Consider the following 14361-nt stretch of genomic DNA (forward strand, 5'->3'; position numbering starts at 1 on the left):
CAATGAAACTTGAACAAGTGCATAATCAATTTATTTTGGATTGGCATGATGCCATGCAGACAGGTAATACTAGTAAATTGGAGAGGATGACAGACTCGTACTTTGTTACTTTTTTCTATGAACCAAGTGAAAAACCATTGTTTTTCACGAAAGAGGAAGCTTTAATTGGTATGCAGCAGTCTGTCAATGAATTAAGAGGTGCAAAGAAACGATTTAATAATCGTCTGATTCGAATGAAGAACGACAATGAAGCCGTTGTTTTTTATGAATTAATTGTGGAGAAAAATGGGGAGCAGATAAGTCGTCTTTTCACAGTAGAGAATTGGAGTCGCGATCATGACAAATGGTTTCTCGCAAATGAAATTCAACAGCAACTTTAAGAGGGCAGCGCTGCATCATCGCCCTCTTTTTCACGTTCACACGTACAAATCAAACATATCTATGTCATAGCCGCTTTGTTTCATGTAGGTAAACAGTTGGGCACGATGATGGAATACATGTGTGACTACTTCCATTAGCCATTGAATTTGGGTTGAGCCCGTTTCCAAGTAAAAAGGGGCTGTTTTTTTCGTCAAAAAATCTTGATCAGACAAAGAGATCACATACGCCTTATATTGCTCAAACCCACTATACATCTGTTTCACCTTATCTTCAGCAGTGGCTAACGCTTCGTACTTTTGTTCTAGTGCTCGAATATGATCTGCGGGATGTTCTTGCATGATAGCTAAATCAACTTCTGGAATGGCGATGAGGTGCGCGATTAACTCTTTTATACTACGCATGTTTTCAGCAGGTCGATAGGGTAAATCCCCCTTCTTCAGTTTTTTAAGTAACCCTTCAATTGAACGAAACCCTACTTCAAGCTCGTGTAACGCCGTTTCTTTTATCGATTGGACTGCATTCATATTGGCCAACTCCTTTCTTTACTTTCAAGTATAAATGGTTACCGTGACAAAAACTGTCACCTTACTGATAATTTCCCCATAGCTTTTGCAATTTCTCTTGTATCAAGTCAATCGCTTCTTGCGGTTCTTTTATCGTCGCCTCCGAACCTAAATTCCAAATCAAGTCAGTAAAATATCGAACTTCCTGAAGCGGAACGATTGCTTGAATTCGACCTTCACCATTCTCTGCTACATGGATGAATCGCTCCAAGTCCAATATCGATTGAGCTTTCCTCACACCTGTTCGTGTTAATTCCACTATGAAAGAACGAGGGTGCTCACATTCTTCCTCCAGTTGGTGTAACCAATCAAGAACCGACTCATATGGAAGCACTACTGGTCTTTTCTCACTTTTTTTAACAGCAAGAATACGATCAGCCCGAAACAACCGAATTGCATTTCTCTCAAAACAATAAGCGGGACAGTACCAGAATCCATAGGAACTATAAAGACCAATCGGCTGAATTACTCGCTCCATCTGTGTATCTTCTTTTTGATATGTAATTTGAATAGGCGTGCTGCTCGTAGAGGCATGCAAAAGCTCTTCTAAGTAACGCGTCGGATGAGGACGTAATGGATTCCAAAAAACAATCCTTCCACTCATTTTTTCAATTGTTTCTTGTGCTTCTTTCGAAAAATGCTGCTTTAACTTTTTTAACGCAAAATCGGTCTCTGTCTTAAAAGGCAGAGCTGGAAAATATGCTAACGATTGAAAGGAAAAATAAAGTGCCACTGCCTCTGTTTCTTTTAGAAATAACGGTGGGAGCATTTTTTCGGAGATTCGATAGTATCCCCCTCCGTGTCCAACTTCAGAATAAAAAGGAACACCTAACGTACTCAATTCTTCTAAATCTCTTAAGATCGTCCGATACGAAACTTGAAAATGTTCGGATAGTTCCGTAGCCGTAAATTTCGTTCGTTCATTAATATAAAGCATCATTTCGATCAATCGAGCTGATTTCGACATCAGTTCACCCTTTTCTTCTGAAAATTCTACTTGCTTTTATCTTACTTCCTGCTATGATAAGAAACAATATACACAAAACGCGATGATGAGGAAAGTAAACCAATCAACGTCTTTAGACAGAGAGCTTCGGGTGCTGAAAAGAAGCAAAGAACAATTGGTTGAACATGGTCTCTGAGCAGCACCGCCGAGCAAGCTGTTAGGTGGTGACGAGCATAGTCACTCGTTACAAATGCCTGGGTATACGAACGTCATGACGTTCCGTACTTATTGAGGCTTGTTATGTGAATAACGAGTAAACAAAGGTGGTAACACGGGTATAACACTCGTCCTTAGATGAATTCTAAGGGCGAGTTTTTTTATTTTTAGGAGGGATGAACAATGGCAATTTTTATTGGAGGCGCTTGGCCCTATGCAAATGGTTCTTTACATGTTGGCCATATCGCCAGTTTACTTTCGGGGGATGTATTAGCTAGATATTTTCGTCAAAAAGGTAAAAAAGTGCTTTACGTTTCTGGTAGCGACTGTAATGGGACACCGATTATGGTTCGTGCACGTCAAGAAGAGACTTCCCCAAAAACGATTGCCGATCGCTACCACGAAGAGTTTAAGCAGAATTTTACAGATTTAGGCTTTAGTTATGATCTTTATACAAGAACGGATCTTGAAGATCATCATCAAACCGTTCAAGAAATGTTCTTACAATTATTAAAAAATGGCCATCTAACTAAGCGATCGGTTGAACAAGTCTATTGTCATCACTGCACACAGTTTTTGCCAGATCGATATGTGGAAGGCACTTGTCCAACATGCAGAAAGGATGCTAGAGGCGATCAATGCGACCATTGTGCAACATTGCTTGATCCGACTACGTTGGAAAACAGACGTTGTAAAATCTGTCTTCAACAGCCCGGAGTTAAAAACACCGAACAATACGATCTCACTCTTTCTCACTTCCAAAACCACCTAAGAGCTTATGTGAACGAAGCAAAAGCACAAAATGTATGGAGAGAAAATGCTGTTATGTTAACAGAACGTTATCTAGATGAAGGGTTGCAAGACCGAGCGGCAACGCGAGACCTTGATTACGGCGTACCTGTCCCACTTGAAGGCTCCGACAATAAGAAAATTTATGTCTGGATTGAAGCAGTTGCAGGCTACTATACAGCTAGCAAACAATGGGGCAAGTTAACAGGAAAAGAGTACAAAACGTTTTGGAAAAACGACACTCGCTCTTACTATGTTCATGGAAAGGATAATATTCCTTTTCACACATTAATATGGCCGGCAATCTTAATGGGATTAAGAAAAAATTCTAGTCTACCGACCTATATTCTATCAAACGAATATATGACAATTGAGCGCCAAAAAATTTCGACGAGCAAAAATTGGGCCGTATGGATACCTGATCTTCTTCAACGTTTTCATGCTGATACCATTCGCTACTACCTAACTGTTAACGCGCCTGAACAACGAGATGGCGACTTCTCGTGGCGTGAATTTGTTTACAGTCACAATAGTGAATTACTAGGAGCATACGGCAATTTTGTTCAACGTACCGTGAAATTTATTCAAAAATCATTTAACGGTACGCTCCCAAAACATAGCATTGACCAGAAACATAGAGATAGTGTTAACCAGCTTTACGTAACCATCGGACAAAAAATTGAGAAAGGAGAGATTAAAAGTGCTATTGAAGACATTTTTTCTTCAATTCGCTCTGCTAACAAATATTTTGACGAGCGGAAACCTTGGGCACAATTGAAACAGAATCCCGACGCATGCGCGTATACGTTATACCAATGTTTGTACATGATTGTTAACTATGCTCAGCTTCTCCATCCATTTTTACCTTTCTCAAGTCATGCAATCAAGGAGTCACTGCATCTTGACTCTTTTACCTGGAAATCAATTGAGCCATCAGGATTGCCAATAAAACAATTCCACCCACTATATGAGCGAATCGACGTTGACGTCATTGATGAAGAAATTGAGCGTTTGAATCATTTAGCCACTAAAAAAGAAAATTGATTTAAAGGGGCTTAAGAGTATGTCCCTTTCATCATTTTTTTACTGATGTATAAGCCATCATTCCTAATGAAAAGAAGATAATAATGGCTAACACAATTAACCAGAGGGTAAGAGAATCCATTTTTATGCCTCCTTACTTTTTTAAGTATCTATTCTCTTTTTTCAACTCAAGCAAACACAAAAAATAAAAAATTCAGAATTAAGATTGACAATTGTCTTTCTCATTTGAAATACTATTTATAATCAAATCAAGGAGCTGACAACGTTGCCAACCTTCTACCATCCTTTATAAAACAATACATCTTTTATTCGCGGACCTCCTTCATCATCAAGCTTTTCTTACGACAAATGATGAATGGAGGAAGAGAAACGATGACACATCATTTATTTGACTATTATGTATCAGAACAAAATCAAATTTTTTCTGGCTGGGATTTTTCCCACCTTTCTAAGTTAGGACGGTTTGGCAGTAGTTTATTGCCGTGGTCCTATGGTTCACTAGCTCTTTCATTAATCAAAGATTCAGAAGCCGTTCTGGATATGGGGACTGGCGGAGGGGAGTTTTTTTCACGATTACAGCCCTTCCCAAAAATCGCTTACGCAACAGAAGGATATGCACCGAATCTAGAAATTGCTCGAAACCGCTTAAAGCCACTTGGTGTTCATGTTGTCTCTTTCGAAGATGATCACCACATCCCCTTACCAACGAACACGTTTGATTTAATCTTAAATCAACATGATTCTTTCTGTGTGAAGGAACTAGCTCGTCTATTAAAAAAAGGCGGAACGTTTTTAACACAACAAGTTGGTGGCTTAGATTGTCGTGATTTAAACATCGCTCTAGGCGCTGAAATCGATCAAACGTATTCGGGCTGGAATATAAGCTCATCCTTAAATCTGTTCTCAGGTACCTCTCTTGAGATTGTTGACGCCCAAGAACATGTTGGGGTCCAACGTTTTTATGATGTTGGCGCCATTATTTATTATTTGCACGCCATCCCTTGGCAAGTACCTGATTTCTCTGTTCAAACGTATGAACATTCTTTGAAGAAGATTCATGAGAGAATCCAACAATGTGGCTACATTGACTTCATTCAACACCGATTTTTAATTAAAGCGATTCGACTTTAAACGTTACTCATTGAGTTGATGTGATCTCACCAATCGTCAAACTTTTAATTCCCCAGGAAATAAACTGTCAAAAAACACTAAAGTTCGTGTTCAATTTAAACATGAAAGGTGAATAATGTTGAAGATTACCCGAAATCCGCAAACTGTCCATCCGCCAGTTGCGCCGTACGTACATCAAATGGAAATCGCAGAACCGTGTAGGTGGTTAACGTTATCAGGGCAAGGCTTTAGACGGTTCCGTACCTGAAGAACCTATCGATCAGCTTAAACTAGCATTAGAAAATGTTAAGTTGAATCTAGAAGAAGCGAGCATGGGCGTAGAAGATTTAACGAAACTCGTTTTTTATTTAGTAGGCGAATTTAATAGCGAGTCTCGACGTGAAGTCATAAATCAATTTCTAGGCGAACATCTCCCTTGTACCACCATGATGTATGTTGTTGCTTTGGCTGCTCCCCCTTTTAAAGTAGAAATTGACGCTTGGGCTGCCCAACCGATACATGAATAATAAAAAAAACCCATGAGTATCAAGCTCTACTCATGGGTTTCTTCTGTTTTATACCGTATAGTAACCATGCAACAGCTAGAACGGTCATAATCATACTCGATACGTAAAACACCATGTTTAAATCAAACCAAAACAGAATAAAGAATGACAGCAATGGTCCAAATGCAGCTCCTAAATCAACCATAATGGTATGGAGGGTCATCATTTTCACAGAATCGGTTTTAGCCGCCGCTCCAGCAGCTAACGTATCTGTAACGGTGACAAACATCGTCGAAGCTATCTGAAAAACAAAAATAACGATCAGCAAAGGAACAATGATGTCTACATACCCTAATAACCAAAACGTGATGATACTAAAAGATAGCGGAATGAGAATGAGTCCGTGCTTGTTTTTTGTCCGATCAACCATTCGTCCGAATAAAGGTGCAATAAACGGTTCCCATGACCAGCGAAAGGCTTGGATCGCTCCGGCTAATGCTGTAATACTAATAATCGTTCCAAAAAGCGTCCATTGTTCATCGTAACTTTGACCAATCAGTGTACTTAACGAAGATGCGAAGATGCCTAATACGATAAAACCCATCGTCGCACTCGTTGCAATGACTAAGCGCGTATATGGAGTGAGGAAAGATAAATCAAGGTTTTTAAACTTATTTGCAGCCTCTTGTGCAGCTTTTTTCTCTTCTGTTTTTGGAATAAGAAGATAGATAAATGGAAGAAGCAAAAAGGAGCCAATTGCAAAAACGGTTGTGACAGCTGTAATGGAAAAGATATCAATAAAAAAGCCTCCTGCTAACATTCCTGTTAAACCACCTAAGCCCCAAAGCCCGTTATATAACCCCATTAACTTGCCTCGGTTATGATCCTCAGAAGACGACACCACCGTCAGCATTCCCCCAAGTCGAATGAATGACCACGCAATTCCCCAACACATCCGCATGATAAGGAGCACAATAAAGCCATTTGCTAAGCCATAAGACAGTGTACTAAGTCCGGCCAACAAAACCGCAAGTAAAATACCTACACGAACATCATATTTTTTATAAAACAAACCAACTAACGGTGTGATCGGCAAGCGGACAAATCGATTAATCGCCAAAAGTACCCCCACTTGCCATACTTCCGTTAAACCAAAGTCCTGCCAATAAAGTGGTAGAACAATAAACAACATGGAATCTCCTAAAACCGTGACAGCAGTTATAAGTGCAATTGCAACAACCTTCGACCTTGAATTCATCTTTTCAAAAATCATCTCCCCTATTCTATGTATTTAGAATATTGTATCCCTATCTTCACACCAACACAATACAAAAAGCACCTCGTAGGAGATGCTCAAAAAATCGTTTTAGCGTCAGCTGGCAAGGCTTGTACATGTCGTACATACAGCAACATATTATCTTCTTCACATTGATGATACGTATATTGGAACTCTTTCGCTAATTCCTTCGCTAAAGCACTAAACAAAGATATTGCTGCAAAAATAGATGTCCAAAACGCTTTAACATTAGGCCCACTATACGTCTGCTCGTACTGCAGCCACATTTTTTCTGGTAAACTATCTTTAAAATATTTCCCCATTTTACCAGTCGAAACTTGGAAATCATGATTATGTCCAATCCACCAAGAAACCATTTCGTTTAATGGCACTCGAACAACCTGCTCAAACATTTCTTTTGCATAAGGAAGTTCATCGCGCCAAATACCTTTCGCTACGTTTTGTAAACACCACCAAAATTCATTGCAATTGTTTAAAAATTCAGCCTCCGTCGGTTTTTTCACTCGATAATCTTGATCTGACGCTGGCGCAATTGCAGGCAGTATACCCGCTTTATCAAGCAGCGGAACGGTTAAAGAATCTGATTTATAACCCTCTTGCATAGAAGCTACCGTCTCCACGTGTAAATCAATGCGGTTTCCGTCAGTGAACAGCATTAAATACGTATACGATTTATGGATATTTACTGGTTTCCCTACCGCAGCATCATTCTTATCAGGTTCTTGAATCATAAGTCGTTCACCAAAATAGTCGATCCACGCGTGATCTGTAACAAACGGTGCCGTTTCGTTGACGACGTAGACAATGTCATAATCTTGAAAAAGGTCTTTTGGTGCATGAGGGTTTGTCCTCGATCCGTTCATATAGACTGCCAGAATACGGTCATCTTCTGCCGCTTTTGTTAGAATCAAATCGAACATTTCTGTTTCCGTTCGCAACGCGGACACTCCCTTATACGATGTATTTGACACATTCAATTTCATCACGGATCGGAATTTGATTTTCTGCAACAAAAGGAATTTCCGGTTTAATGAGGCGTGCTTTTTTAACGGCATCTTTATGTAGTTTGTAAAGCACGTAGCCCCGCTTTTGGTAAAAACCTAATGCATGAAGATTATCGTTTGTTGTGACAAGGTGAATGGCTTTTGCTCCCTTTTGCTTGGCAAGTGTTTCTACTGCTACCATTAGCGCTGTTCCAACTCCTCTTTTCTCAACCACGCTATCTAAGGAGAGGATTTCAAAACGCTGCTCCCGATCCATGTACGTAATTAACCCAATCGTTTGTCCCGATTCATCTGTTGCCATATACCCTTCAAGTTCACTACAGTTGTACGTACCGCTAGCAATGACCATAATCGGAGAACCCCAATGCTGAACAAAAAATTCTTTCGCCCGTTGTCGGTTTGACTCATTAATTTCATTAATATTCATTCTTTTCAACTCCATAAAAAAGCACCTCGCTTTAATCTCTACGAGGTGCGTGAATTTAAATAGCGCGCTTAAACATCCAGCGATTTTGGAAGAAAAATGCGGCTGACTTCCCACCTAGTTTAATAATTTCTTTCGCATCCTTTTTCAACTCAGGATTATTTGCCACTTTTCCATCAGAAAGGTAAAGCGCATAAAGCCCTTTTTTCAAAAGCATATGGAATTTTTCATCCGGAAGTCCCTTAAGCTTTTCATTTGCTTGCTCATCTAAAAAGCGGAAGCGGTCCATCATATCTTCCTTGGATTCGTAGTACGCAGCAAAGTTCATTTCATTTTCCAAGCGGTCTTCCTCTTGATCGATGAAATAATCAAGCATAATATGCAAGCCTTGAACCCACGGAAAATACGCTTCTTTAATATGCTTCGACTCTTCTTTTGTTCGCTCAGACGCCGCCGCGTAAGCCGCAAGCGTATATAATGCAAGCGTTGAAGCCGCACCACAAGCAAACTCGTACCAACGCATACCTGGCACAAGATGCTGATTGTCTTCATAAAATTTCTTCAACAACGGCTCACGCTTTTCTTCTTCCACATGCTTATACACTTGGAAATCAATATAGTATTGTGCAACTTCCTTCATATCGGCTTTCATCACCTCAAAGCCTGGGAACAACGTTACGGCTTCACGACAACGTGTGACAAGCTTTTGTAAATAGCCATCATCATTAAAACCAGGACGGTATTGATAGTAGTTGCTAAAATCCTTTTCCGGTTCCAATGTATCTAAAAGCGCATCATGAATAGATCGAAAATCGTCTGGATTATGGCTATCATTTTTATCACAAAGCGTATCTAAATAATCACAGATTGACTGATAGCCAACCATAAATTGAATATAGCGGTCTTTATTCGCGCCAGAAAGCAGACCAATAATGCTGCCGCCTTCTGCGTGGAACGTCTTGTCGCTTACGGTCCAAGCCGCTTGTTCTCTAATTTCATCATCCGTTATTTTTAATGCTTCACTTTTCCAGTGGCGTAACTCTTCATGGGCTTGAGGAATCGTTTCCTTCTTCGCTCTTGATACGACTTTTATTGCATTTGTTGGGACAGATTGCATACAAAATTCCTCCAGCTTCACAACTCCAATTTCCCTATATTGTAGCATCAAAATGAAAAAATACTAAATGATATCCTCAATTGCCACGAGGTTGTAAGAATTACTCACTTTCACTTTTAAACATCTCCGCTAGCATAATGATAAGTCCGACGACAAATAAGAGGATACTGGCGTAATACCCAACCATCGCCCCTATTAAAAAAGGTTCGTCATGAATACCAATTGCAAAAGCAATTTGAAGCAATCCAAATAAGAGTGCACCTGTCACAAACAAACAGCGCCCATACCATAGAACGTTATTGCTCATACCCTACCCCTTTTCCTAGTTATTATTTCTATTATAAACGATTAACTGTCTCTAAATTCTAAATTTTTTATAAAATATTCATAAAAAAGAGGACTTTCACCCTCTGCGAAAGCCCCCTTCCGTATTAATCACTTGCCCTGTAATCCAATTGGCTTCATCTGTTAACAACCACGCAATTAAACGTGCAGGATCTTCCCCTTCACCCATTCTACCAAATGGAAATTTCGGCTTTAGCGATTGCCATAAATCATCCGTCATATAGCCCGTATCAACTGGACCAGGATTGACCGTATTCACATTCACACCGTGAACCGCTAATTCATCTGCAATCGTTTCAGTCAACGAAGCAAGTGCACCTTTTGCAGCGGCATACGCAATTTCGCCGCGCATCGGACCAAGTTCCTGTCCTGACGTCATAAAAATGACTTTTCCTCTGCCAGTTTTGCTGTTAAATTGTTTCACGTATTGTTGAGCAAGGAGCAAGCTTGATTGCGTGTTGACGGTGTAATGCCGCGAAAGTGACAACGCATTCATTTCCATCAATGTGCCATCATTTCCGCTCATAGCATGATTACAGACCAGTGCATCTACGACTGCATCTTGCTCTGCGATCGCTTGAAAAAGGGTTGCTGGCGCCTGCTCTTCTTCAAAATTTTCCGAATAATGCGTATGCGTTGCGCCTTCAATTAATTCAGCTTCGATTCCCGCCGATACGTCTTCTAAAGAATCAGCGCCCCAGTCTTGTTGTTCATCATGCGCTTGATAATGTTGCGTAATGATGGACGCCCCAAAAGCGGCACATTGACGTGCGATCGCATAGCCAATTCCTTTTCTCCGGCTCACTCCCGTAATAAGAATTGTTTTATGTTTTAATGGCAAAGTTTCTCTTTGTAGCAATTGATATCCCCCTATTTACTCATTCTTGATCAACGCTTGTTTGTCGACCTTCCATTCAAACGGCGTCACGCACTCCCCTTCACCAAATCTTTCAGAGACCGAGATCGTGACATCTTCCTTAATGGCTGGACTAATGACAAAACGATAGTTGAACATTGCGTCCCCACCGCTACCCTCGGTCAGTTGTGTCACGTATGATGTTGTTCCCTTAATCGTAAGCTCAAATGCCCGCATCGGTTCTTGTAAATTCTGCTTTTGTGGATTACTCGCTACTTGAAAAAAGAGAACGGAAGCGTTTTTATAAGATTGAATGGCCGTTAAGCTATAGATGACCTCATTCTCTTCATACATAAATGACAGTGGAACCGTTCCGAGATACCCTTTCGGCTTGACGACCGGTTTAAAATCACCTTCACTCTCAATCGTACTAAATAAAGCATTCAACATTTCCTTTTCAAGCCCATATGTATGTGCCCATTCGTTTAGCTTTTCAGGCGACGGAGAAGTCGGTTGCTCGTTCGACACGTGTTTCCGCTTTTGTATCAATGCACAAATTTCTCGATCAATTATTTCTATTTTTTCGTCATGACCATCATGGTTTGAATCAGCCATATCCATCCCTCCCAATTGATTATAACATTTACAATTCTTACTTTTACGATTGAATTGAATCTTCCCTCATCCTTCTTTAGACTTAAGAGGGCTTTCTTAAAAATGACTCTTGTTTTAAACTATTTATTTAGAAAATAATCGCTTATACTAGAAGGAATGGTAGATTACGATGAATATTCTTTATACCTTTTTTGCAATTGGATTAATTGCCATACCGCTTCGTTATCTATTTGTTGGAGAGATTGAGCGATCCGCGGTTATCGCGACGCTTCTTTTTCTCATTTTTGCTGTTGGATTAAATCGCTTCATCTATCAGCAATACCGAAAAGATAAACACTATGTGCCTGCGCAGAATCATGATGGCTTTTCTGTCCGTTTGTTTGACCGTGTTACCACAAACACACGACCACTTTATTTTAACGGACAACAAATCGGTTCGTTTCATCGATTTTATAAAAAACGGCTGCATCAATTTATTGAAACAATTGTAAAAAATCAAGGCGCTTGGCATTTACAACTACAATTCGCTTTTGATCACAATCAAACGATTACCATTAAAGAGCGCAAGAAAGGCAAAACCTTACAATGGGAAATCCTTGAAAATAATCAACCAGTTGGCTTGATATGTCTTGAAAAAGCATTATCTAGTTTAAAACATACCCGTAATCAAATGTATGTAGACTACTATGCACGTACGTTTGTGTTTGAAACCGCACTCATTGGTCAAGACCTGCAAATAAAAGATGGTACTCAACAAATCGGAAAGGGATTCTATCAAAAAAGCTATACCTACCAGTTGGAATTAAATCGTGATTTGGCTACAGAATATTCATACATCCTTTTTGCTGCATACATCGCCTTTCACTTTATTCATAGTAAATAAAAGGAGTGAAACAAACATGCACAATTGGAAGCAAGATCGAATCAAAGCAGCACAAACCAATCAAAATCCGATGGTGATGGTCAACATGCGCAGCGGATTTGCAGTTATCGGTGACACACAGTTTTTGCCTGGCTATTGCGTTTTGTTACCGGCGGAAAAATGGCCTTCCCTTGAGAAGATGCCACTAGCTTTACGTAGCGACTATCTTCTAGATATGAGTTTAATCGGTGATGCCATTCTTGAAGTATGCCAGCCCCTACGCGTGAATTACTCCATCTATGGCAATACTGATACGTATTTACATGCACATCTTTTCCCGCGATACGATTGGGAACCAGCAGAACGAATTCCTCATCCCGTTTGGCAATACCCACAAGAAAAATGGACGAACGAACAGGAACAGTTTCAAGAAGCGACTCACGGTACACTAAGAGACAAGTTAACGAAAAAGCTGGAAGAAAAAATGAAAGCTGCATACATGTAACATTGCCATAATGGGGGATGAAATTTGGATAACCAAAAGCTGCTAATAGACGCTTATAACAAACAAGCCAATCAACGAAATGAAGCAATAACAGAGACGTGGAAGATGAAAGAAAGAAATCATTTTCTAAAACTAGTGCAGGAAGAAGAAAAAGTGACCCTTCTAGAAATTGGCGCAGGTCCGGGAAATGACAGCCTTTATTTTAAAGAAAATGGATTAAAAACGTTTAGTACTGACCTATCACCAGAAATGATTACCTTATGTAAGGAAAAAGGATTAGAAGCCGCAGAAATGAGCTTTTATGACTTAACCTTCCCTTCAAACCATTTTGACGCCATTTATGCACTCAACTGCTTACTTCATGTGCCAAAAGCTGAACTGGAAGATGTTTTAATTGAACTAAAGCGCGTGCTACAACCAGGCGGGCTGTTTTACTTAGGTGTATATGGCGGGAAGAATTCTGAAGGCATTTGGGAAGATGATGTTTACGAGCCAAAACGATTTTTCTCTTTCTATGAAGATGACGCCCTTCAAACATTGTTAACTGCACATTTTTCCATTGAATCATTTACCGTCGTACCTAAACACGTAATTGGGGGCGAACTAACCTTTCAATCTGTCATTTTACGAAAAATCGAAATCTAATCATAAGGAGAAGTGACCTATGACTTATTATGCCGTACTTTTACCGATGCTAGATGAACAGAAAAGCGAAGACTATCGTGAAGCTCACGTCGCATACCTTCAGGAGAAAAAGGCAGACGGAAAAATCTTTGCCAACGGCCGCTTTATCGACGGAACAGGAGGGCTCGTCATCTATCAAACGAATACTTTCGAAGAATTACTAGAGCTTGTGCAAAATGATCCTTACGTCGTCGAACGAGCAAGAGATTTTGAGATTCATGAATGGGATTTGGTATTGTAAATTTTCATCCTCCCCTTAGATAACCGGATTTGTCTCTAAATACATTGCCAAGATCACATAAATTAAAACGTTAGCGGGGATAACAAGAAAAATCAAGCGGACAGCGAGGGATGGGATCCCCAAATGGTCTGCAATTCCCCCGCAAACGCCACTGATTACGCGATCTTGTTCAGCTTTCATTAGTTTTCGCTTCATTCTTCACACCTCTAATGATTTGGATTTATTTGGAATTCTTTACCCGCTTTCTCGTTTCGTAAACAACTTTATTCTCATTCCTGTCGATTGTTTTATGTTTGCGCTCTCATTAGGGTGGTATAGATAATAAAAGGGAAATGGGAGGCTTTTCAGATGCGAGATTTAAATCAAGTTACGGTGAAGCAACATTATTTTAATGATGATGGGCGGGTTCCAAACCATCCGAGCTATCCATTTGTGCATTATCAAGCGGTATTTGAAAATGAAGATAGCATTGAACAAATTTTAAAAGAAAATCACTGGTATAACTCTTGGCGTGGTGGCATTTTTGACTATCATCACTACCATAGCAACGCCCATGAAGTATTAGTTGTGGTCGAAGGTGAAGCAACGTTACAAGTTGGGGGTGTGTCTGGCGAGCAGCTCGAAGTTGGTGTCGGCGATGTGTTAATCTTACCAGCAGGAACCGGCCATAAATTTATTGATGGTAGCGAGTCATTTGCTGTTATCGGCGCGTATCCTGAAGGCGTTCCATATGATTTATGTACAGGTGACCCTGCAGAGAAAGAAAAACATATTCAAAAAATTACAGAAGTCCCGAAACCAAGTCATGATCCTGTCTTTGGCGAACACGGACCGCTCTCCACCTTGTGGTAAGAAA

The 14361-nt window shown here is 40.1% G+C and carries 18 protein-coding genes, 1 pseudogene and 1 other annotated feature; of the genes and pseudogenes, 9 read left to right on the forward strand and 10 right to left on the reverse strand.

What is annotated here, in order from left to right; all coding sequences use genetic code 11:
• Positions 1-2 precede the first annotated feature (2 nt).
• Positions 3-380: a hypothetical protein gene (locus tag ACE1TH_RS10670; protein WP_375078938.1), complete on the forward strand. Its 378-nt coding sequence runs from the start codon at positions 3-5 to the stop codon at positions 378-380.
• Positions 381-416: 36 nt separating this feature from the next.
• Here ACE1TH_RS10670 and ACE1TH_RS10675 read toward each other — a convergent pair whose 3' ends face one another.
• Both ACE1TH_RS10675 and ACE1TH_RS10680 read right to left on the reverse strand, forming a co-directional pair.
• Positions 417-905: a DinB family protein gene (locus ACE1TH_RS10675; protein WP_099302423.1), complete on the reverse strand. Its 489-nt coding sequence runs from the start codon at positions 903-905 to the stop codon at positions 417-419.
• A gap of 61 nt (positions 906-966) precedes the next feature.
• Entirely contained in the window at positions 967-1911 is a 945-nt protein-coding gene (locus ACE1TH_RS10680) for a helix-turn-helix transcriptional regulator (RefSeq protein ID WP_099302424.1), read from the reverse strand.
• A gap of 73 nt (positions 1912-1984) precedes the next feature.
• Positions 1985-2245 (forward strand) — a binding site (T-box leader).
• 44 nt (positions 2246-2289) lie between these two features.
• On the opposite strand from ACE1TH_RS10680, the gene metG reads away from it, so the two are divergent.
• The 3 genes and pseudogenes from metG to ACE1TH_RS10695 all read left to right on the forward strand — a co-directional run bounded on the left by metG (position 2290) and on the right by ACE1TH_RS10695 (position 5576).
• Positions 2290-3939 (forward strand): methionine--tRNA ligase, encoded by a 1650-nt coding sequence (gene metG, locus ACE1TH_RS10685; RefSeq protein WP_099302425.1) that lies wholly within the window; start codon positions 2290-2292, stop codon positions 3937-3939.
• A 372-nt stretch (positions 3940-4311) separates the two neighbouring features.
• Positions 4312-5070 carry a class I SAM-dependent methyltransferase gene (locus tag ACE1TH_RS10690; RefSeq protein ID WP_099302426.1) on the forward strand — a complete coding sequence of 253 codons (759 nt, stop codon included), beginning with the start codon at positions 4312-4314 and terminating at the stop codon, positions 5068-5070.
• Positions 5071-5188: 118 nt separating this feature from the next.
• Positions 5189-5576, forward strand: a pseudogene (locus tag ACE1TH_RS10695) (RidA family protein).
• 19 nt (positions 5577-5595) lie between these two features.
• Here ACE1TH_RS10695 and ACE1TH_RS10700 read toward each other — a convergent pair.
• From ACE1TH_RS10700 to ACE1TH_RS10730, 7 genes are all read right to left on the reverse strand, one after another.
• Positions 5596-6813, reverse strand: coding sequence for an MFS transporter (locus tag ACE1TH_RS10700; RefSeq protein WP_375078939.1), 1218 nt, complete (start codon positions 6811-6813; stop codon positions 5596-5598).
• A gap of 95 nt (positions 6814-6908) precedes the next feature.
• Positions 6909-7799, reverse strand: a complete 891-nt coding sequence (locus ACE1TH_RS10705; RefSeq protein ID WP_306345952.1) for an aminoglycoside 6-adenylyltransferase — start codon at positions 7797-7799, stop codon at positions 6909-6911.
• Between the two features lie 4 nt (positions 7800-7803).
• A complete protein-coding gene (locus ACE1TH_RS10710; RefSeq protein WP_099302429.1) occupies positions 7804-8283 on the reverse strand; it encodes a GNAT family N-acetyltransferase in 480 nt (159 codons plus the stop codon).
• 55 nt (positions 8284-8338) lie between these two features.
• Complete coding sequence (locus tag ACE1TH_RS10715; RefSeq protein ID WP_099302430.1) at positions 8339-9397, reverse strand: tetraprenyl-beta-curcumene synthase family protein; 1059 nt, start codon at positions 9395-9397, stop codon at positions 8339-8341.
• Positions 9398-9497: 100 nt separating this feature from the next.
• The gene (locus ACE1TH_RS10720) at positions 9498-9704 is read right to left on the reverse strand and encodes a hypothetical protein (protein WP_099302431.1); all 207 of its coding nucleotides are present in this window, start codon (positions 9702-9704) and stop codon (positions 9498-9500) included.
• Positions 9705-9800: 96 nt separating this feature from the next.
• Positions 9801-10601, reverse strand: coding sequence for an SDR family oxidoreductase (locus ACE1TH_RS10725; RefSeq protein ID WP_255224695.1), 801 nt, complete (start codon positions 10599-10601; stop codon positions 9801-9803).
• Between the two features lie 15 nt (positions 10602-10616).
• Positions 10617-11213, reverse strand: a complete 597-nt coding sequence (locus ACE1TH_RS10730; RefSeq protein ID WP_099302433.1) for a hypothetical protein — start codon at positions 11211-11213, stop codon at positions 10617-10619.
• 169 nt (positions 11214-11382) lie between these two features.
• On the opposite strand from ACE1TH_RS10730, the gene ACE1TH_RS10735 reads away from it, so the two are divergent.
• Genes ACE1TH_RS10735 through ACE1TH_RS10750 form a run of 4 tightly spaced genes read left to right on the forward strand, consistent with a single transcriptional unit; the run spans position 11383 to position 13505 of the window.
• Entirely contained in the window at positions 11383-12096 is a 714-nt protein-coding gene (locus tag ACE1TH_RS10735; protein WP_099302434.1) for a hypothetical protein, read from the forward strand.
• A 16-nt stretch (positions 12097-12112) separates the two neighbouring features.
• Positions 12113-12580 carry an HIT family protein gene (locus tag ACE1TH_RS10740; RefSeq protein ID WP_255224694.1) on the forward strand — a complete coding sequence of 156 codons (468 nt, stop codon included), beginning with the start codon at positions 12113-12115 and terminating at the stop codon, positions 12578-12580.
• 24 nt (positions 12581-12604) lie between these two features.
• A complete protein-coding gene (locus ACE1TH_RS10745) occupies positions 12605-13225 on the forward strand; it encodes a class I SAM-dependent methyltransferase (protein ID WP_255224693.1) in 621 nt (206 codons plus the stop codon).
• Between the two features lie 19 nt (positions 13226-13244).
• Positions 13245-13505 carry a YciI family protein gene (locus tag ACE1TH_RS10750; protein ID WP_099302437.1) on the forward strand — a complete coding sequence of 87 codons (261 nt, stop codon included), beginning with the start codon at positions 13245-13247 and terminating at the stop codon, positions 13503-13505.
• A gap of 15 nt (positions 13506-13520) precedes the next feature.
• Here the strand turns inward: ACE1TH_RS10750 and ACE1TH_RS10755 are convergent, their stop codons facing one another.
• Complete coding sequence (locus ACE1TH_RS10755) at positions 13521-13700, reverse strand: PspC domain-containing protein (protein WP_255224692.1); 180 nt, start codon at positions 13698-13700, stop codon at positions 13521-13523.
• Between the two features lie 153 nt (positions 13701-13853).
• Here ACE1TH_RS10755 and ACE1TH_RS10760 point away from each other — a divergent pair, with 153 nt between their 5' ends.
• Positions 13854-14357: a cupin domain-containing protein gene (locus ACE1TH_RS10760; RefSeq protein ID WP_255224691.1), complete on the forward strand. Its 504-nt coding sequence runs from the start codon at positions 13854-13856 to the stop codon at positions 14355-14357.
• The last annotated feature ends 4 nt before the right edge of the window (positions 14358-14361 follow it).

It is taken from the genome of Shouchella sp. JSM 1781072 (assembly GCF_041949915.1).
GTDB lineage: Bacteria > Bacillota > Bacilli > Bacillales > Bacillaceae_D > Shouchella.